Below are 19,977 nucleotides of genomic sequence, written 5' to 3' on the forward strand. Positions count from 1 at the left end.
AAAAAATATCATTCGAAAAACTTTTCAGAAGCTTTTGCAAAACCATTGCAACTGCTTCTGAAATTGTTTATAAAGCAAATGAAAAACCGAGAGGATAAAAAGATGAGTAAAAAAACCGTATCTGATATCGATTTAAAAGGAAAAAAAGTATTAATGCGGGCGGACTTCAATGTGCCATTGGATGAAAACGGCATCATCACTGATGAAACCCGGATCACTGCCGCCTTACCTACGATTAATTATATTTTGGAACAGGGTGCTTCATTGATTTTAATGTCTCACATGGGTCGCCCCAAAAATCAGCCAAATCCCAAATATTCGTTGGAACCGGTTGCTAAGAAACTGTCGGAATTACTAAAAAAACCGGTTATCTTCAATGATGACGGCGCAGTAACCGGTTCGGTAACGGTTGCCGCCGCAGCGGGACTGAAACCCGGTGAGGTGCTGTTGCTTCAAAACACCCGTTTCCGGGCAGAAGAAGAGAAGAATGATCAGGGCTTTTCTAAAGAACTGGCCGATCTGGGGGATGTCTTTGTCAATGACGCCTTTGGAACGGCTCATCGGGCGCATGCTTCAACAGTTGGGATCGCAGAGTTTTTACCGGGCGTTTCGGGTTTTCTGATTCAGAAAGAACTGGATTTTATGGGAAAAGCTCTGGAAAACCCGGAACGGCCCTTTGTGGCGATTCTTGGTGGATCAAAGGTTTCTGACAAAATCGGAGTCATTAACAATCTGCTGGAAAAGGTTGATACCCTGATTATTGGTGGCGGCATGGCCTTTACCTTCCTGAAAGCTCAAGGCTATGAAATTGGCAAGTCGCTGCTGGAAGAAGATAAGTTGGAGCTGGCAAACGAGTTGGTGGCAAAAGCCAAAGCCAAAGGCGTCAACCTGTTACTGCCGGTGGATGTGGTCGCAGCTGAAGCTTTTGCGGCTGATGCGCCTTTTGTGGTAGTGGATATCAATGCCATCCCGGCCGGTTCGATGGGACTGGATATTGGCCCGGTAACGGCGGCTAGCTTTACAAAAGCAATTCTGGGCGCTAAAACTGTGATCTGGAACGGCCCCATGGGGGTATTTGAAATGGCGGCCTTTGCCAAAGGAACCGAAGCTGTTGCCAAAGCGATGTCTGATTCTGATGCGATTACCATTATCGGCGGTGGTGATTCCGCAGCAGCAGTAAAAATCCTTGGCTATGAAGAGGGCATGAGCCATATTTCTACCGGGGGTGGTGCTTCACTGGAATTCCTGGAAGGTAAAAAATTGCCCGGAATTGAAATCTTACAGGATAAATAATCAAATAGGTAATTAATAAACTGTCGTGAGCTTCGCTGCCGGTTTGCGCCAAACAATTTCTACACTGTACGGCGTACAGTCTATCGCCTGTTCGCCTACACGTTACTAAATAGTTTTCACGAAGGCAATGAGCCAATCACAAGCTGGCTTGTAGTTGGCGACTGCCCGTGAACCAGAAGAAATTCGCATAGCGATTTCTTCTGGTTGCGGAAACCGACATCAAAGCAATATTTGTTCGATTCTTTAAATTACAGCTTAAATAATCAAATCTAAGGAGAAAACGATGCGAAAACCAATTATTGCCGGAAACTGGAAAATGAATAATGATATTTTCGAAACCGAGAAATTGATGAACACCCTGTTGCCATTGGTGGCCGGGGCCGAAGCGGAAGTGGTTTTTTGTCCCACCTATCTGGGTCTGCAAAAAGCCGTGGAAATGGCTAAGGATTCCAACGTTGGCATTGGCGCACAAAACATGCACTTTGAAAAAAGTGGTGCTTATACGGGGGAAGTTTCTGGTGAAATGCTTCAGGCGATCGGCGTTAAATATGTTTTAATTGGCCACTCAGAACGGCGGGAGTATTTTAACGAAACCGACGAAACCGTTAATAAAAAAGCCATTAAAGCTCTGAGCCTGGGGATTACCCCAATCGTCTGCTGTGGTGAAACTCTGGAAGAACGGGAGAGCGGCAAAGCAGAAGCCAAGGTGGTCGGTCAGATGGAAGCCGGACTAAAAGGCATTGATGACATCACTAAGGTGGTGGTTGCCTACGAACCAATCTGGGCCATCGGCACTGGTAAAACAGCCAGTAAGGAAGAAGCCAATGAAGCCTGCGGTTGGGTCCGCCAAACCATTGCCAAAATGTTTGGCGAAGAAGCGGCCGAAAAAGTCCGGATTCAATACGGCGGTTCCGTTAATCCTGAAAACATCAAAGACCTGATGGCCATGGATAACATTGACGGCGCCCTGGTCGGCGGCGCCTCGCTTAAACCGACTTTCTCGGAGATTGTGAAGTTTTAGTTCTTAAATCGATTGCGTAGTGCGGGCGATTACTGATCGCCTCGACTAACTAAAAATTTATTGCGATGTCTAACTGATACTTAAACGTCATGCATTATTTCGTAGGGGCGATCATTGATCGCCCGAAACGTCGATGAAATTTCAAACGAACGGAAGTGAACAATGATCGCTTTGATGTCAGTTTTTTATGGAGATAAAATATTTCAACCGAAAGGTGTGATCATATGAATAAGAATTTAACCGCCCTGATTATTCTGGATGGCTACGGCTTTACCAGATGTACCGAGGGTAATGCCGTTGAACAGGCCCAAACTCCGTTTCTTGACTCCATCTCCCAGGACTATCCGCATACCCTCATCACCGCCAGCGGCCTTGGCGTTGGTCTGCCCGAAGGTCAGATGGGTAATTCCGAGGTCGGCCATTTAAACCTGGGAGCAGGCCGGATCGTTTATCAGGAACTGACCCGGATTACCAAGTCAATCGAAGATGGCGACTTTTTTACCAATGAAGCCTTCCTGGCCGGGATCAAATCGGCCAAACAAAAGGGTGGAGCCCTGCACCTGATGGGGCTGTTGTCTGATGGTGGGGTACACAGCCATGAGTGCCATCTCTACGCTTTATTAAACCTGGCCAAAAAACAGGGCTTAGACCGGGTTTATGTTCACTGTCTGATGGATGGCCGGGATACGGCGCCTGACAGCGGACTGGGCCATGTCAAGTCATTGGAAGCCAAGATGGCTGAATTGGGTGTCGGCAAAATTGCCACCATCATGGGTCGTTACTATGCCATGGATCGGGACAATCGCTGGGATCGGGTCGAAAAAGCCTATGATGCCATGACCGTGGGTGCTGGCAACCATGCTGTCTCAGCCATTCAAGTCATGGAAGAAACCTACGCTGCCAAGATAACTGACGAGTTTGTGCTGCCGACGATTATTGACACGGCCGAAGATAAAACCATTAAGGCCAATGATACCATCATCTTCTTTAATTTCCGTCCCGACCGGGCCAGAGAACTTACCCGGGCTTTTATCGATCCGGAGTTTAAGGAATTTGAACGTAAAACCGGCTATCTGGGGCTTTATTATGTGACTATGACCCAATACGATAAGTCTTTTGAAAATGTCGCAATTGCTTATAAACCGGTGACGATTGACAATACCCTCGGCGAATATCTCAGTAATCTGGGTATTTCCCAACTGCGTATTGCCGAAACCGAAAAGTACGCCCATGTCACCTATTTCTTCAATGGCGGTCTGGAAAAACAATATCCGCTGGAAGACCGGATTCTGGTACCGTCCCCTCACGTAGCTACCTATGACCTGCAGCCGGAAATGAGTGCCTATGAAGTGGCCGATAAAGCTGTAGCGGCCGTTGAAAGCGAGAAGTATCAGTTGATGATTCTTAACTTTGCCAATGCCGACATGGTCGGACATACTGGCATTTTCGAAGCGGCCGAAAAGGCAGTGGAAGTGGTGGATGCCTGTGCCAAAAAAGTCATCGATGCGATTCTGGCAAAAGGGGGGAAGGTGATCGTCACTGCCGATCACGGCAATGCCGAAAAAATGATCGACTACGAAACCCACATGCCGTTTACGGCCCATACCTCCAACCAGGTTAAGTGTATTCTGCTGGGTGATGGCGATGTTGCCTTGCGAGACGACGGTCGTCTGGCAGATGTGGCCCCGACGCTACTGGATCTGATGGGGCTGGCTAAACCGGCCCAAATGACCGGAGAAACCCTGATTAAGGAAAAATAAAGCAAAAATGCAAAAACTGTGACCGTTTACATAGGAAAAGTCTCGATTGGGACTTTTTTTATGATTGAAAATGTTTTTTGGTTATGATATTATAACGTGCACGATTATTTACGGAGGTGATACTAATGAAAGAAGCTTTACTGGTCGTTTTACTGATTTCCAGCTTGGTTCTGATTGCAGCAATACTGTTGTCGCCAGGAAAAACAGCCGGGATGTCAGGAGCCATCGCAGGTGGTGCTGAGACCTTATTTGGAAAGAAAAAAGCCAAAGGATTTGAAGGTGTTTTAGAAAAAGCAACAAAAATCTCAGGTGTTTTATTCATGTTGTCGGCATTCGTTTATTCAATCGTATCATAACAGGCATCTGAATTAGAGAGATGCAAAAACTTACAGGGGGAAATTGAGAATGGAATTATTGTTTCTGGCTCCAGCCATTGGAGTCGTGGCGTTGCTTGTTGCGCTTATTTTTGCAAAACGCGTAACTGCAGTTGACGCCGGTACAGACAGAATGAAAGAGATCGCTGGATATATCCACGAAGGTGCCATGGCATTTTTAAAACGTGAATATAAAATGATCGCAATTTTTATCGCTGTCTTGTTTGTTATTTTAACCGTTACACCCGGCTTGGGTATTATGACTGCGGTCTGTTTCCTGGTTGGAGCTATTTTTTCTATCCTGGCCGGATTCTTCGGAATGCAGGTCGCCACGAAAGCCAATGTCAGAACTGCCAATGCTGCTAAAACCAGCGGGATGAATAAAGCGCTTTCAGTAGCTTTTTCCGGCGGTGCGGTAATGGGTATGTGTGTGGTTGGTCTGGGTTTACTGGGCGTCAGTGCGCTGTACTTATTATTTGGTGATGTCACCATTGTAACCGGTTTTGGTCTGGGTGCCTCTTCAATTGCATTATTCGGTCGTGTTGGTGGTGGTATCTATACCAAAGCTGCCGATGTCGGTGCTGACCTGGTTGGTAAGGTTGAAGCCGGTATTCCGGAAGATGACCCGCGAAACCCGGCAGTTATCGCTGATAATGTTGGCGATAACGTTGGTGACGTGGCCGGGATGGGATCGGATTTATTTGAATCGTATGTCGGTTCAATTATCTCGGCCATCACTTTAGGTGCGTTAGCACTTGATGGTTATGATGGGATCTTATTCCCAATGCTGTTAGCAGCCGTTGGTATTTTTGCTTCAATTATCGGATCGTTCTTTGTTCGCGGTAAGGAAGGTTCGAATCCGCAACGAGCCCTGGACATGGGAACCTATGTCAGTGGGATTCTGGTGGTGATTGCGTCTTACTTCCTGTCGAATTATTTTACACAAGGAACTGAGTATGACAAATCATTTATTGCGATTGTTGCTGGCTTAGTGGTCGGGATTGTTATAGGTAAATTAACTGAGTATTATACTTCGGATCATTACAAACCGGTACAACACATTGCTCAGCAATCAGAAACCGGTCCAGCTACTACCATTATCAGTGGTCTGTCAGTGGGGATGAAATCCACCATGTTCCCAATCTTAGCAATGGCCGTTGGTATTTTCGTTGCTTATACTGCTGCAGGTCTGTTTGGGATTGCGTTAGCAGCAGTCGGAATGCTTTCTACTTGCGGCATGACCATTGCCGTCGATGCGTATGGCCCCATTGCTGATAATGCCGGTGGGATTGCCGAAATGGCCGAAATGCCTAAAGAAGTGCGACAGATCACCGACAAACTTGATGCCGTTGGTAACACGACTGCCGCCATCGGTAAAGGTTTTGCCATTGGTTCAGCTGCTCTGACAGCCTTGGCGCTGTTTGCATCCTATGCTCAAACCGTTGGTTTAGAGAGCATTGATATCTTAAACCCCAATGTTATCATCGGGATGTTTATCGGTGGGATGCTGCCATTCCTGTTCTCAGCCTTAACCATGGAAGCGGTTGGTTCTGCTGCCAACGAAATGATCGAAGAAGTGCGTCGTCAGTTCCGGGAATTCCCGGGCATTATGGCTGGTACCGAAAAACCGGATTATGCCAGATGCGTTGATATTTCAACTGCTGCAGCCTTAAAACAAATGATCGTACCAGGTTTAATGGCCGTGGCTGCTCCTTTGGCCATGGGTCTGATCCTGGGTGCGGACGCTTTAGGCGGTTTATTAGCCGGTGCATTGGTTACCGGGGTATTAATGGCTATCTTTATGGCGAATGCCGGTGGTGCCTGGGATAACGCCAAGAAATTCATTGAAGGCGGCGCTCATGGTGGAAAAGGCAGTGATGCCCATAAAGCCGCTGTTGTTGGCGATACCGTAGGTGATCCGTTTAAAGATACTTCTGGACCATCGATCAATATCTTAATCAAATTGATGACCATCGTATCATTAGTATTTGCTCCATTATTCTTAATCTAATAAAAAAATAATCTTTCCGTAAAAAAAAGAACCTGAATGCCAGACGGCATTCAGGTTCTTTTTGGGTTGGGGCTGAGGTTAAGGGTAAAATAATTGGGTATGCAGTAATAGAAATAAACTTAAATAAAGCTGAGCAAAACAAAAAATGTAATTTAAAATACATAAATAGATTGACGAATTAAATTTATAATACTATAATTTATTTAAAAGGAGTGATGATATGATAAAAAGTGTATACAGTTTAATGCTATTCGATGAAATAGTTGAGAAGATAGATCAAATTGCCTATGAAAATAATACCAACCGCTCCCAACTGATCAATGATATCCTGGCCGAAAAAATCGGACTGGTGACCCCGGAACAAAAAATTCAGAAAATCCTGGAACAGCTGGATGAAAACTTCAGTGATACCCTGTCAGTGAGCCAAATTAATAAAAACTCCAGTATCCAATTCGGCAAAAGTCTGAAATATAAGTATCGCCCCAAGGTTCGTTACAGCTATGAATTTATCAGCAGTAAGCGGGGCAAGTATGCAGTACTGAAAATCAGCTCCCGAACCAAATCTGAAAATTTAAATGATCATTTTGACGAGTTTTTCAAGCTGATTGCTGACATTGAAAAAGCGCAGCAGGGAGATCATCGGGATTCAGTAGAAAATTTGACAAATCATAAGTTTATTCGGGCGTTTGAGGATGAGGCGGAGTTGACCCAGGATATTGAAACGGTCACTGATAACCTGACCCGTTATCTAAAAATGATTGACCGGGCCATGAACGTCTATTTTTCGAAGGTTGATGAAGCCGGGGTTAAGGATCTCACCAATCTTCTGGAGAACATATATCGTGAAGATTATAAAAAAAATAACCAATAAAAAAGAGGTACAATTATGGATATGAATTTATTCACCCAAAAATCATTAGAAGCAATCAAAACGGCAGAACTGATCGCCGGAGAATACAACCACATGGAAATCGAGCCGGAACATATGCTGATGGGGTTGATCACTCAGGAAAACGGAGTGGTCGGACGGATCTTTGACCGGCTGGGTAAGAATTCCCACACCATTGCCGAAGGACTGCGTCGGGAAATCGGCAAAATGCCCAGTGTTTCCGGCCCCGGTCGGGAACAGGGAAAGGTCTACATCAGCAGTGACACCGATAAGGTTTTAAACGAATCCTATAAAGAAGCAAAAAAACTGGACGACCAGTATATTTCGGTGGAGTGTATCCTACTGGCGCTATACAGTCTCGGTAAAAAGTCCAAGGCTGTGGAAATACTGGAACGTTACGGCATTACCAAAAAAGAAGTCGAAAATATTCTAAAAGAAGTGCGAGGCGGTCAGCGGGTGGTTAACGACCATCCTGAGGTTACTTATGAAGCCCTCAGCCAATATGGTCACGATCTGGTACAGGATGCCATTGATAACAAACTTGATCCGGTTATTGGTCGGGACGCTGAAATCCGTCATGCGATTCGGATCTTAAGCCGCAAAACCAAGAACAATCCGGTCTTGATTGGGGAACCGGGGGTCGGTAAAACGGCTATCGTCGAAGGTCTGGCAATGCGAATTGTAGCCGGTGATGTACCGGAAGGTCTCAAAGACAAACGAATTATTGCCCTGGATCTGGGGGCCCTGGTAGCTGGCGCCAAATACCGCGGTGAATTTGAAGAACGGCTTAAAGCGGTTTTAAAAGAGGTGGTCGACAGCAACGGCGAAATCGTCCTGTTTATTGACGAGCTTCATAATATTGTTGGTGCCGGTAAAACTGAAGGCGCCATGGATGCTGGCAATATGCTAAAACCAATGCTGGCAAGAGGGGAACTCCATTGTATTGGGGCCACCACCCTGGATGAATACCGTCAGTATATTGAGAAAGACCCGGCGCTGGAACGCCGCTTCCAACCGGTGCTGGTGGACGAGCCGACTGTGGAAGACACCATTTCAATTCTTAGAGGCTTAAAAGATACCTATGAACGTTACCATGGCGTCCAGATTCTGGACACCGCTTTAGTGGCAGCAGCTACCTTGTCCAACCGCTATATCTCGGACCGATTTTTGCCGGATAAAGCCATCGATCTGATTGATGAAGCCTGTGCCAAGATCCGCACCGAAATGGACTCCATGCCGGAGGAAATGGATGAGGTGCGCCGTAAGATGATGCAGTTGGAAATTGAAGAAGTGGCCCTGAAAAAAGAAAAAGATACCCTCAGCAAAGAACGGCTGGAACGGCTTCAGAAAGAACTGGTGGAATATAAAGAACGCTTTAACACCATGAGTATGCAATGGGAAAATGAAAAACAGTCTGCCGATACCCTGAAAACTCTGCAGGAAGAGCTGAATCAGCTCACCTATGAGCGGGAAAAAGCGATTCGGGAAGGGGATTACCGCAAAGCATCGGAACTGGAATATGGCTTAATTCCCGAAAAGACCGCCAAAATTGATGAGATCAAGCGCAAAGCTGATGAAAAAAGTGATGATAATAGTCTCAAACGGGAAAAGGTCACCGAGGAAGAAATTGCCGAAATCATTTCCGATTGGACTAATATCCCATTAAGTAAGTTGGTCTCAGGCGAACGGGAAAAACTGCTGGCGCTGGAAGACACCTTAAAACAACGGGTTGTAGGTCAGGAAGAGCCGATCCTCAAAGTGGTTGATGCCATTATCCGTTCCCGGGCCGGGATCAAGAATCCCAACAGTCCGATTGGCAGTTTCCTGTTCCTGGGACCCACCGGGGTCGGGAAAACCGAGCTGGCCAAGGCGGTCGCTGCCACCCTCTTTGATAGTGAAGAAAATATGATTCGCATTGATATGAGCGAGTATATGGAGAAATTTTCGGTCTCCCGGTTAATCGGGGCACCTCCGGGATATGTTGGTTATGAAGAAGGTGGACAGCTCACCGAAGCAGTTCGTCGTAAACCCTATAGTGTAATTCTGTTGGACGAGATTGAAAAAGCCCATAAAGATGTCTTTAATATCCTTCTGCAAATCCTCGACGATGGCCGAATTACTGATTCCCAGGGACGAACCGTCGATTTTAAAAACACGATCATCATCATGACCTCTAACATCGGTTCCGAATATTTACTGGAAGGGATTAATACTTCTGGCGAAATTACGGAAGAAACAGAGGCGGCTGTGATGGAATTGTTAAAGAGTTATTTCCGACCAGAGTTTTTAAATCGGATTGATGAAATTGTCCTCTACAAACCGCTCAATAAGGAAGCGATTGGCCAGATCGTCACCCTGCTCTTAAAAGATTTGCAGAAACGACTGGAAGAACGACGCATCACGGTTACGCTGACCCAGGAGGCTATTGATGCCGTTATTGATATGGGCTTTGACCCGGCTTATGGGGCCCGACCGCTGAAACGCTACCTGCAAAAACACATCGAAACCATGGTCGGTAAAGAAATCATAAAGGGCAATGTCCATGAGGGTCAGACCGTAACCATCGATGTCGATCCTAACGGCGAATTCTATATGGCCTAAAGTAAATGGCCTAAAGTAAAAGAGATCAACCTACCCGCTTCGGGTCGGTTGGTCTCTTTTCATGCAGATGCTTGATTGAAATCGTTATAGCAGAAAACAAAAAATTACCAATTGTATTAAGAACCGGTGAAAAAAATAAAATCAGACCAGAAATAGTATCAGCGCTGGCCTGATTTTTTTCGATAATAACGAATGCATCCCGGGAATTATTTGATATAATAATAACGAAAAAATATTTTCGGAGGTAGAAAATGCAAAAGATTATTATGTCTCCCAGTCGTTATGTTCAAGGGGCCGGAGAAGTTGGTAAATTACCGGAACATGTTGGAAAATTTGGAACATCTGCGCTTGTTTTAATGAGCGGAACCATGATGCGAACCAAAGCGGAGGAATTGAAAGCCAGTTTCGAAGCGGCGGGAATTAAATTCACACCCGAAAAGTTTAACGGTGAATGTTCAAAGGTTGAAATTGCCCGTCTCCAGGAAATCGTTAAAGCTGAAGGCTGTGACGTGGTTGTTGGAATTGGTGGCGGAAAAACTTTGGATACAGCCAAAGCGACGGCACACTATGAAAAACTGCCGGTCGTGATTGCACCATCCATTGCATCTACCGATGCGCCCTGTTCGGCTTTATCCGTTATTTATACCGAAGACGGCGTGTTTGATGAATACCTGGTTCTACCTAAAAACCCTGAGATTGTCGTGATGGATACCGACATCATCAAAGCGGCTCCAGCCCGACTTTTTGTCGCTGGGATGGGAGACGCATTGGCTACTTATTTTGAAGCTCAGGCCACCGTGGATTCCAACGGAACCACCATGTCAGGAGCACATCCGACCAAATCGGCATTGGCTTTGGCAAAACTATGCTATGATATTTTAATTGAAGACGGCTTGAAAGCGAAGCTGGCGGTTGAAGCGGCAAGCTGTACCCCGGCGGTGGAAAATGTTATTGAAGCTAATACTTACCTCAGTGGGGTTGGTTTTGAAAGTGGCGGGCTGGCTGCTTGTCACGCCATACATAACGGCTTAACCGTATTACCGGAATGTCACCATATGTATCACGGTGAAAAAGTTGCTTTCGGAACGCTGGTTCAACTGGTGATGGAAAACCGCTCCTTGGAAGATATTGAAGAAGTCATTGATTTCTGTTTATCTGTTGGTCTGCCAATTACGTTGGGTGAATTGGGTTGTATCGATCCAACTCCAGAAAAAATCATGGCGGTGGCAGTAGCAGCGGCTGATCCCGGCGAAACCATTCATAATATGCCTTTTGATGTCGATGCTGACACCGTTTATGCAGCGATTATGGCGGCAGATGCCCTGGGTCGCTTATACTTGTGTGACTAATTAAGCAGTTTTATTGAAAAAAAGGTCACAATCTCACCTGTTGTGGGATTGTGACCTTTTTATCTGTGTTGATGGATTGAGCTCCTATACCAGCGGGTCAAACAGTTCCCGGGTCTTTTTCAGCATGTCACGGATCGGTAGATTATAGGGGCAACGGGGTTCGCATTCTCCGCACTGAACACAGTCGGAAGCATTGGCGACAAAGCTGCGATAACGGTCCAGAGCCCATTCTTCAAGATCGTAGCGACGGTAATAGCCCTCGACAATAAACTGCATCGGGATATCAATGCCCTGAGGACAGGGGGCGCAATAACCGCAGCGGCGACAGAAGGTTTTACCCAGCGCTTTGGCATCCGCTTCAAGGGTTTGTCGTTCGTCATCGGACAGCGGCACAAAATCGTTACCGACCCGGGTATTTTTAAGGACCTGCTTGACTGAATCCATGCCAGGGATCAATACTGAAATATTGGGATTCTCAGCCACCCAGCGCAGGGCGTAATTAGCGTGGATAAAGGCGCCGCCAGCCAGCGGTTTCATGATAATGACCCCGACATTTTTTTGCTTGGCTTTTTCAAAGAGCGGTGCGCCACGGTTTTCGACAATATTATAAGGAAACTGGATGGTCTCAAATTTATCTTCATCCAGAGCCCGATCGAGCACTTCGTAAGAGTGGGAGGTAATGCCGATATGTTTAATCAGCCCCTGTTTTTTACAGTCGACCAGCGCATCATATCCACCCCCGGGGCTCATAATGGTTTCGTAGTCGGTCATCGTTTTGGCATTATGGAACTGATATAAATCGATGGCATCGGTTTGTAACTCAGCCAGACTGGTGTTCACATCAGCTAGCACCTCATCATAGCTGAGTTTTGGTGTTTTTGTAGCCAGGTAAAAATGTTCCCGGCCCCATTGCTTCAACGCTTCCCCGATCATTTCTTCACTGTTGGTGTAAGCTCTGGCAGTATCAATAAAATTAACACCTTCTTCAATAAGGTTTTCAACAATTTCGTCAACTTCCCATTGGTTACAGCGTTGGATTGGAATGCCACCAAAGCCAATAAGGGATACTTCTAATCCGGTTTGTCCCAGTACTCGCGTTTCCATTTTACACCTCTTCTTTTCTTGGTTTTGCCCATTTTATCATATCAAATCAGAAAAGTCACCTGTTATGCGGTCATTGGCTCAAAGATCCGTTGCATTTCAACTTTCTTTCAGATTGGTGAATGAACATTAATTGACACTCCAATCACTGATAGTGTAAAATGAAAATATGTTAATATTTAAGAAAGAAGGTAAGAATTATGAGTATTCGTTTCGATCTCTCTTATGCAAATATAGATTCCAGTGAGTTTGAAAGTCGCTATCAACAGTTGGCTCAAGCCAATGATGAGTTGATGAATAAAACCGGGATGGGTAATGATTTTCTGGGCTGGGTAGACTATCCGGTTCAATTTGATCAGGATGAATTTACCCGGATTAAAGAGGCGGCAAAAAAAATCCAGGATCGCTGTGATGCGTTGGTGGTGATTGGTATTGGTGGCTCCTATCTGGGTGCGAAAGCGGTGATCACAGCCTTGACCAGTCCTTTTTACAATGATGAACCCCGAGCGGTGCGAAAAGCCCCTAAAATATATTTTGCCGGTCAGAATATCAGCGGAAAATATCTGGAGAACCTGCTGGCCTTGTTGAAGGATCAGGAAGTCTGTGTTAATGTCATTTCGAAATCCGGGACTACCACTGAACCGGCCATCGCCTTTCGGTTTTTTAAACAGTTTCTGGAAGAAAAGTATGGCAAAGCGGGGGCACAGGAGCGGATCTTTGTGACAACGGATGCTACCCGAGGAGCCTTAAAGTTTATGGCTGATGAAGAAGGTTATGAAACCTTTGTTATTCCCGATGATATTGGAGGTCGTTACTCCGTTTATACCGCCGTCGGTTTGCTGCCGATCGCTGCAGCAGGGATTGATATCGATGGGTTGATGGATGGTGGAAAATCCGGATATCAGGAGTATAACAAACCAGAGTTTGAAAAAAACCCATGTTTTCAATACGCATTGTATCGAAATGTCCTTTACAGCCGCGGTAAAAATATTGAAATTTTAGTGGATTATGATCCCTCCCTGGAGTATTTGGCGGAGTGGTGGAAACAATTGTTTGGCGAAAGTGACGGCAAAGACGGTAAGGGACTTTTTCCGGCTTCGGTGCATTTCTCAACCGATCTCCATTCGCTGGGACAGATGATTCAGGACGGCCCCAAAAACCATTTTGAAACCGTGATCGTCATCGAAGAAGACCAGTCCAACCTGAAGGTATTCCGGGACGAAAAGAATCTGGAAGGACTCAACTACCTTGCTGGCTGGGAAATTGATGCGGTTAATGAAAAAGCCTTTATGGGCACCCTGTTGGCTCATGTTGATGGCGGAGTCCCTAATGGGATTATTAAGCTTAAGAAATTGGATGCCTTCCATATTGGCAAACTGATCTATTTTTTCGAAAAAGCCTGCGGACTAAACGGCTATTTACTGGGGGTTAATCCCTTTGATCAGCCGGGGGTGGAAGCCTATAAGAAGAACATGTTTGCGTTGCTGCATAAACCGGGTTATGAAGATCTGACGGTGGAATTGGAAGAACGTCTCTAGCAGACCCCAGTGCGCCCCAAATTTGTATCTTTGTTTTATGGTCAAATGACCGGCTTTGTGGCAAATAAAGAATAAAAAATTGAATAATCAGCACAAGACATATCGTTACAATTATGATACAATATCAAAAAAACAATACGAATTGTCTTTTTACATTCCTTAAAAGATCTGTGTACCGAGATAAAAAAGAATACTAAATTACAGGGCAAAACTGTTGTGAAATAGTGACGCAAAGCTAAAGGGACTTTTTTAAGTCAGCCAGTTACTCAAATAGATTTAACGATTTAGGAGGTAATGGTGAAGAAGTATGACGAAAAAAGGTTTATAGTCCTCAGCTTTGCGTTGTTTTTTTTGGTCATGTTGATGGGATTCGTTAATTTTGTGTCTTTTTCCCAGGAGAACCAAGGAGTGATTCAGGAAATACTTCTCTATGGTCTGGCATTTATGGGTCTCTTTATGATCAGTTTGAACAGCAATCTTACCATCGGCACCTTTAAAAAAGAAATCCAGCGACTTAAGCAACTTCAGGATTTTGATTTTTTAACCGGTTGCTCCAACTGGATTAAGTTTAAAAAAGATTGTGAAATAATCATGGACTCTAATCAGACCCAGGATTATGCGATGGTAATTTTTGATATCGATAAGTTTAAGGCCATTAATGACTTATACGGGCACCAGACGGGTAACGAAATTCTCACCGCCATTGCGAAAATTTTAGAAAATTATCTCTGCGAAGAGGAATTGTTTGCCCGAATGGCAACCGACAATTTCTGTATTTTAATGAAGTATGAGGGCTACGGAGAGTTTTCTCAGCGGCTGGAAAATTTGATTTGCAAAATCAATGGCTATTCTCAGAAATACATCGTTAGTATCTCCATGGGGGTTTATTTGATTGGCGAAACGGAGTTGGATATTAATACCCTTAGTGATCGTGCCAATATGGCTAAACGGTCGATCAAAGATAATTCCCAGATTAGCTATGCATTTTACGAAGAATCGATGCGAGCCGCCCTGATTCTAGAAAATGAAATTGAAAACAGAATGGAGCGAGCGTTAGCAAGTGGCGAGTTTGAAGTTTATCTCCAGCCCAAATATCTGTTTTCGGATGAACAAATTATTGGTGCCGAGGCGCTGGTGCGCTGGAATGATCCCGAACGGGGGATGCTGCCACCCAATGAATTTATTCCCTTGTTTGAAAAAAATGGCTTTGTTAAAAAAATCGATACTTATATGTTTGAAGAAGTGTGCAAGCTGCTGGCGAAATGGGAAAAGGAGATGGATCAACTGACCAATATGATTATTTCAGTTAATTTTTCCCGGCTTCATCTGGAAAATATGCTGTTACCGGAAGAATTGTTGACGATTACTAATCGTTATCAGGTAGATCCTAAAATGATCGAAATTGAGCTGACTGAGAGCACTATTTTTAATAATGATGTCCAGATGGTTGAGATTATGAATCATTTAAAAGATTTTGGCTTTCATATTTCCATCGACGATTTTGGTCGCGCCTATTCATCTCTCAATACTCTGAAAAACCTGCCCGCAGATATTTTAAAATTGGACAAGGCCTTTTTCAGCGAATCGACGGATAATGCCCGGGGGGAAAAGATCATTACCAGTATGCTGAATATGGCCAAGGATCTCGATCTGATTACTGTTGCCGAAGGGGTGGAAACCCGGGAACAGGTAGATTTTCTTAAAGAGAAGGGGTGTGATATCGCCCAGGGCTTTTTTTATGCCAAGCCGATGAATATCCCTGAATTTGAAGCATTTGTCAATAAAAAACTGAAATCAGTTTAGCCTGGATTTCAGTTTTTTTGTTGGGGAGTAAGTGTTTTATTCCGGGGCATTTTCAAAATTCAGCCCGCCGCAGGTGACGTCGGCAAAAACCGAAAGGGCCACTGAATTATCTGGATCTAGACAAACGGTATGATCGGCAATACCGCCAAATTTACAGGTGTCGACTATTTTCAGTCTAAAGTTGTTGGGAACGATGATGTTCAAACCACCATTAATGATGCTGATATCCATGCGATAAGCAGCTTTATCGGTGATCACCTCCGAAAAATCAAGCTGCATGCCCCCAAAGAAGGCGCCGATTTTGGTATCCTGCATCGTTTGGTTCTGGTAGTCTTTCATTTTACCGCCATATAGGACTGCTTCATCCAGCGATTCGGGACTCTTATCCAGACTGGCGGCAAAGGTTTTGCCCTTCTTTATCACACAGGTGTGATAAAGCGCCAGACTGGTGGCGAAAACAACACCGGTTCCGATGAGTATGTTTTTTATCTTCATGATTGATCCTTCCTGTTCTTTTTAATCAGTTTAACATGGTTTTCAGAAGATTCGAATCTTTTTTTGTTTTTTTTCAGAACATCTCCGATAATTTTAACTAAAAATAAAGGTATTATGCTATAATATTCGAAGCATCTGTTCAGCATTGCTGAATAAATAAGAGCAAATGAAAGGTCTCAATGGAAACAAAAAAGTATTATGATGAGTTTGAAACCATTGTTGGCGATATTATAACACACAGTGAATTCCAAAAATTAAGAGAAATTGATCACCATGGCAATGGTTTGTATGAACATTCAGTCGCAGTTGGATATTACTCCTATCGCGTAGCCAGATTTTTAGGTATGGATTATGCCTCCATTGCCCGGGGCGCAACCCTCCATGATTTTTTTCTGGAGTCCTGGCAGGGAAAGGTGAAAACCGGAAAGGGCTTGGATCGAATCAAAGAGATGCATGGCTTTTCGCATCCTAAAACAGCCCTGGAAAATGCCGAAAAATATTTTGATATTGATGAACGTCAGGCCGACATGATCGTCAAGCACATGTTTCCACTGACGCCTGTTCCACCAGCAAATTTAGGCAGCTGGGTTGTGACGGCAGTGGATAAATTTGTGGCTACGCATGAACTGGTTTTTAAAAACACCCAGCCCATCAAACGGCTTAAAAGTATGATGTCCAAAGCTTAAGGCAATAGATAGTGCCTTAAGAATGATATATGACCCTAATAAATTGATTTGACGGAGGATAGAACTTGATCGAAGAACAAATTGAACGAGCAAAAGCCCATTTTGGAGAGCTGATTAAAGAACAACTGACCCGCATCGAAAAAATGGCGATTCAAAAGGATTTTACTGATTTTACAACAAAAGAACAGATTATCATCGGTGTTGTCGGTGGTGATGGCATTGGGCCATTTATTACAGCTGAAGCCCAACGGGTATTGGAATTTTTATTGGCCGATGACGTTAAAACGGGCAGAATTGTCTTTAAAATCATCGACGGTTTGACCATTGAAAATCGGGCCGCCTGCGGCAAAGCGATTCCGGATGAGGTTTTAGCAGAACTCAAAACCTGTGATGTAATCTTAAAAGGACCAACAACTACCCCCCGGGAGGGTGACCCCTGGCCAAATATCGAAAGTGCCAACGTGGCGATGCGTCGAGAATTGGATTTATTTGCCAACGTTCGACCCGTATCGGTACCGGAAAAGAATATTGACTGGACCTTCTATCGGGAAAACACTGAAGGAGCTTATGCTGTTGGCAGCAAGGGCATCCATGTCAATGATGATCTTGCCATTGATTTCACCGTCACGACCCAGGAAGGTTCAGAGCGAATCATCAAGGCCGCCTTTGATTTTGCGGAAAAATCCGGTAAAAATAAAGTGACCGTAGTGACGAAAGCCAACGTTATCAAAACCACTGATGGTAAATTTTTAGATACGGCCAAAGCGATTGCCAAAAACTATCCCACTGTTGAAATGGATGACTGGTACATCGATATCATGACCGCCAAACTGGTGGATGAAAAACGACGTAGTCAGTTTAAGGTGATGGTTTTACCAAACCTCTATGGTGATATCTTAACTGATGAAGCGGCTGAGTTTCAGGGTGGTGTCGGTACGGCTGGATCAGCCAATATCGGCAAACAATATGCCATGTTCGAAGCGATTCATGGATCAGCGCCACGAATGGTGGAAGAGGGTCGGGGGCAATATGCCGATCCCTGTAGCATTATTCGGGCCGCCGGGATGTTGCTGGTGCATATTGGTTACAATGAAAAAGCTGAGCAGCTTCAAAAAGCTTTGGACATTTGCGGACTGTACGAGAAAAAACTGGTGCTCACCGGACGGGAAACAGGCGCCACGGGTTCAGAGTATGCCGACTATGTCATGGAAACTTTGTCCAATCCCAACCTGGACGCAATTTATGAAAAATTTATATAACTGATGAGGGCGTCTTTTGAGACGCCCTTTTTTTGCGGCAACGATCAGTTGGATCAACAGCGCTGCGAGCACTTAAAAAACACTCCAGAAAAACTGATACCATTGTCTGCTACTTCCATAAGCGCCTGTCACGGGGCGCTTGTGTTTGAAATGTTATCTCATACAAAATCATATTTATTTAGGAGGCTATCATGCTGGAAAAAATTGATTTAGGTGTAACAATCGACAAAGAAACCTACCGCCAGGAAAAAGAACGACTGACGGTACGGTTAGGTGAACTGCAGCGAACCCTGCACGATATGGGTATTCCTGTCTTAATTCTGTTTGAAGGCTGGGATGCAGCTGGCAAGGGAACCCTGATCAACGAATTGCTGATGCCCATGGATCCACGGTCTTTTCGGGTCCATAATTTCAAAAAGCAGGAGAGTGAGGACGAGATTTTTCGTCCGTTTTTATGGCGTTACTGGACCAAAACGCCGGAGAAAGGTCAGATCGCTATTTTTAACCGCAGTTATTACAGCGACCTGGTCTACCGCAAATCAATTGATGCCTTAAATATGCAGGGGCTGATGAAACAGGCCAATGAATTCGAGCAGGCGCTTTCGGATGATGGGATGATTATTTTTAAGTTCTTTGTTCACATCAGCAAAAAGGAACAAAAAAGACGCTTTAACAAGTTGCTGGGAAATGATGCCACAGCCTGGCGGGTAACCCCTCGGGATAAAAAAGAAAACAAGCATTATGATAAGCTCTATGAAAAGGTCAACCGGGGACTGGAGCTGACCGACAACGACTGTGCTCCCTGGGTGATTATCGAAGGCGAACAAAAAGACTATGCTCTGATCAAGGTTTTCAGTGTCCTGGAAAAACGGCTGGAAAAAGCCATCGAAACGGTCAATAAGGCCCCGGCAATTGAACTTAAACCGTTGATTCATGAAGGTGATATGCCGTTTCAGTCAAAGATTCTCGATGGCATTGTTCTTGATCAGGTCATCAGCGAAGAAGAATATCAGCGCCAGATTAAAGAAGCTCAGAAAAAAATCCGCTTGCTTCAATTCGAGCTCTATCGGCGGCGGATTCCGCTGATTGTCGGGTTTGAAGGCTGGGATGCCGGTGGCAAAGGCGGTTGCATTAAACGACTGACCAGGAACCTTGATCCCCGGGGGTATACGGTGTATCCCACTGCCAGCCCCAGTGATCTGGAACGAAAGCATCATTATCTCTGGCGTTTCTGGCGGGATATCCCCAAAAACGGTCATTTGGGGGTATGGGATCGAACCTGGTATGGCCGGGTGATGGTGGAGCCAATTGAAGGATTTTGTACCCAGGAGGAATTTGACCGGAGTTATCGGGAAATCAATGAATTTGAAAAACAGCTCTCCGATTGGGGAGCGATTGTCATTAAATTCTGGTTGCAGATTGATCAGGATGAGCAATTAAGGCGTTTCACTGGCCGGGAAGAAAACCCTGATAAAGAGTGGAAAATAACAGATGAGGATTGGCGCAACCGTGATAAATGGGAGGTGTATAAAATAGCGGTGGATGAAATGCTGCTAAAAACATCAACGGTCAATGCACCCTGGATTATCGTCGAAGCCCAGAATAAGTATTACGCCCGGATTAAGGTGCTCAATGAAACCATTGCCGCCATCGAAAATCGCTTGAATGATTAGCAGGATACCTGGTATAGCAAGAGCATAACCATAAAAATGATAAAACCTCAACCCCGTCACGCCTCTCCATAGTGATCGCTGGACAGGCGTGACAAAAAATTGTAACATGAAATAAAGAATATGA

Annotated in this window: 15 protein-coding genes and 1 riboswitch; of the genes, 13 read left to right on the forward strand and 2 right to left on the reverse strand. The window is 44.8% G+C overall.

Translation table 11 applies throughout. The annotated features are described in order from the left end of the window. Positions 1–102 precede the first annotated feature (102 nt). The 8 genes from B3F51_RS11205 to B3F51_RS11240 all read left to right on the forward strand — a co-directional run bounded on the left by B3F51_RS11205 (position 103) and on the right by B3F51_RS11240 (position 11,298). Entirely contained in the window at positions 103–1,293 is a 1,191-nt protein-coding gene (locus B3F51_RS11205) for a phosphoglycerate kinase (protein ID WP_070370156.1), read from the forward strand. Positions 1,294–1,576: 283 nt separating this feature from the next. Next, complete coding sequence (tpiA, locus tag B3F51_RS11210) at positions 1,577–2,314, forward strand: triose-phosphate isomerase (RefSeq protein ID WP_286947141.1); 738 nt, start codon at positions 1,577–1,579, stop codon at positions 2,312–2,314. 224 nt (positions 2,315–2,538) lie between these two features. Continuing rightward, complete coding sequence (gene gpmI, locus B3F51_RS11215) at positions 2,539–4,074, forward strand: 2,3-bisphosphoglycerate-independent phosphoglycerate mutase (protein WP_286947142.1); 1,536 nt, start codon at positions 2,539–2,541, stop codon at positions 4,072–4,074. A 125-nt stretch (positions 4,075–4,199) separates the two neighbouring features. Next, complete coding sequence (gene secG, locus B3F51_RS11220) at positions 4,200–4,430, forward strand: preprotein translocase subunit SecG (RefSeq protein WP_070370159.1); 231 nt, start codon at positions 4,200–4,202, stop codon at positions 4,428–4,430. Positions 4,431–4,479: 49 nt separating this feature from the next. Further along, complete coding sequence (locus B3F51_RS11225) at positions 4,480–6,459, forward strand: sodium-translocating pyrophosphatase (protein WP_286947143.1); 1,980 nt, start codon at positions 4,480–4,482, stop codon at positions 6,457–6,459. A 220-nt stretch (positions 6,460–6,679) separates the two neighbouring features. Next, a complete protein-coding gene (locus B3F51_RS11230) occupies positions 6,680–7,330 on the forward strand; it encodes a hypothetical protein (protein ID WP_148637533.1) in 651 nt (216 codons plus the stop codon). A 15-nt stretch (positions 7,331–7,345) separates the two neighbouring features. After that, positions 7,346–9,949: an ATP-dependent chaperone ClpB gene (gene clpB, locus B3F51_RS11235; protein ID WP_286947145.1), complete on the forward strand. Its 2,604-nt coding sequence runs from the start codon at positions 7,346–7,348 to the stop codon at positions 9,947–9,949. Between the two features lie 251 nt (positions 9,950–10,200). Then, positions 10,201–11,298, forward strand: coding sequence for a glycerol dehydrogenase (locus B3F51_RS11240; RefSeq protein ID WP_286947147.1), 1,098 nt, complete (start codon positions 10,201–10,203; stop codon positions 11,296–11,298). A gap of 84 nt (positions 11,299–11,382) precedes the next feature. Here B3F51_RS11240 and B3F51_RS11245 read toward each other — a convergent pair whose 3' ends face one another. Next, positions 11,383–12,402, reverse strand: coding sequence for an aldo/keto reductase (locus B3F51_RS11245; RefSeq protein WP_286947149.1), 1,020 nt, complete (start codon positions 12,400–12,402; stop codon positions 11,383–11,385). Positions 12,403–12,599: 197 nt separating this feature from the next. On the opposite strand from B3F51_RS11245, the gene B3F51_RS11250 reads away from it, so the two are divergent. Both B3F51_RS11250 and B3F51_RS11255 read left to right on the forward strand, forming a co-directional pair. Then, positions 12,600–13,937 carry a glucose-6-phosphate isomerase gene (locus B3F51_RS11250; RefSeq protein ID WP_286947152.1) on the forward strand — a complete coding sequence of 446 codons (1,338 nt, stop codon included), beginning with the start codon at positions 12,600–12,602 and terminating at the stop codon, positions 13,935–13,937. 194 nt (positions 13,938–14,131) lie between these two features. Continuing rightward, a riboswitch (cyclic di-GMP riboswitch) is annotated at positions 14,132–14,207 on the forward strand. A 138-nt stretch (positions 14,208–14,345) separates the two neighbouring features. Beyond that, the gene (locus tag B3F51_RS11255; protein ID WP_286947154.1) at positions 14,346–15,740 is read left to right on the forward strand and encodes a putative bifunctional diguanylate cyclase/phosphodiesterase; all 1,395 of its coding nucleotides are present in this window, start codon (positions 14,346–14,348) and stop codon (positions 15,738–15,740) included. A 36-nt stretch (positions 15,741–15,776) separates the two neighbouring features. On the opposite strand, the gene B3F51_RS11260 is transcribed toward B3F51_RS11255, so the two are convergent. Further along, complete coding sequence (locus B3F51_RS11260; protein ID WP_286947156.1) at positions 15,777–16,235, reverse strand: LiaF domain-containing protein; 459 nt, start codon at positions 16,233–16,235, stop codon at positions 15,777–15,779. Positions 16,236–16,414: 179 nt separating this feature from the next. Here B3F51_RS11260 and B3F51_RS11265 point away from each other — a divergent pair, with 179 nt between their 5' ends. The 3 genes from B3F51_RS11265 to pap all read left to right on the forward strand — a co-directional run bounded on the left by B3F51_RS11265 (position 16,415) and on the right by pap (position 19,853). Beyond that, positions 16,415–16,921 (forward strand): phosphohydrolase, encoded by a 507-nt coding sequence (locus B3F51_RS11265; protein WP_070370168.1) that lies wholly within the window; start codon positions 16,415–16,417, stop codon positions 16,919–16,921. Between the two features lie 65 nt (positions 16,922–16,986). After that, entirely contained in the window at positions 16,987–18,180 is a 1,194-nt protein-coding gene (locus tag B3F51_RS11270) for an isocitrate/isopropylmalate family dehydrogenase (protein WP_148637540.1), read from the forward strand. 191 nt (positions 18,181–18,371) lie between these two features. After that, entirely contained in the window at positions 18,372–19,853 is a 1,482-nt protein-coding gene (pap, locus tag B3F51_RS11275) for a polyphosphate:AMP phosphotransferase (protein WP_148637541.1), read from the forward strand. Positions 19,854–19,977: the final 124 nt, after the last annotated feature.

It is taken from the genome of Acetobacterium sp. UBA5834 (genome assembly GCF_002435675.1).
GTDB lineage: Bacteria > Bacillota > Clostridia > Eubacteriales > Eubacteriaceae > Acetobacterium > Acetobacterium wieringae.

What these genes read in the sequence shown, in the direction of transcription:
- clpB (WP_286947145.1), top strand. Translation starts at nt 7,346, where the DNA reads ATGGATATGAATTTATTCACCCAAAAATCATTAGAAGCAATCAAAACG.
- B3F51_RS11230 (WP_148637533.1), top strand. Translation starts at nt 6,680, where the DNA reads ATGATAAAAAGTGTATACAGTTTAATGCTATTCGATGAAATAGTTGAG.
- B3F51_RS11245 (WP_286947149.1), bottom strand. Translation starts at nt 12,402, where the DNA reads ATGGAAACGCGAGTACTGGGACAAACCGGATTAGAAGTATCCCTTATT.
- secG (WP_070370159.1), top strand. Translation starts at nt 4,200, where the DNA reads ATGAAAGAAGCTTTACTGGTCGTTTTACTGATTTCCAGCTTGGTTCTG.
- B3F51_RS11265 (WP_070370168.1), top strand. Translation starts at nt 16,415, where the DNA reads ATGGAAACAAAAAAGTATTATGATGAGTTTGAAACCATTGTTGGCGAT.
- pap (WP_148637541.1), top strand. Translation starts at nt 18,372, where the DNA reads ATGCTGGAAAAAATTGATTTAGGTGTAACAATCGACAAAGAAACCTAC.
- B3F51_RS11205 (WP_070370156.1), top strand. Translation starts at nt 103, where the DNA reads ATGAGTAAAAAAACCGTATCTGATATCGATTTAAAAGGAAAAAAAGTA.
- gpmI (WP_286947142.1), top strand. Translation starts at nt 2,539, where the DNA reads ATGAATAAGAATTTAACCGCCCTGATTATTCTGGATGGCTACGGCTTT.
- B3F51_RS11260 (WP_286947156.1), bottom strand. Translation starts at nt 16,235, where the DNA reads ATGAAGATAAAAAACATACTCATCGGAACCGGTGTTGTTTTCGCCACC.
- tpiA (WP_286947141.1), top strand. Translation starts at nt 1,577, where the DNA reads ATGCGAAAACCAATTATTGCCGGAAACTGGAAAATGAATAATGATATT.
- B3F51_RS11240 (WP_286947147.1), top strand. Translation starts at nt 10,201, where the DNA reads ATGCAAAAGATTATTATGTCTCCCAGTCGTTATGTTCAAGGGGCCGGA.
- B3F51_RS11225 (WP_286947143.1), top strand. Translation starts at nt 4,480, where the DNA reads ATGGAATTATTGTTTCTGGCTCCAGCCATTGGAGTCGTGGCGTTGCTT.
- B3F51_RS11250 (WP_286947152.1), top strand. Translation starts at nt 12,600, where the DNA reads ATGAGTATTCGTTTCGATCTCTCTTATGCAAATATAGATTCCAGTGAG.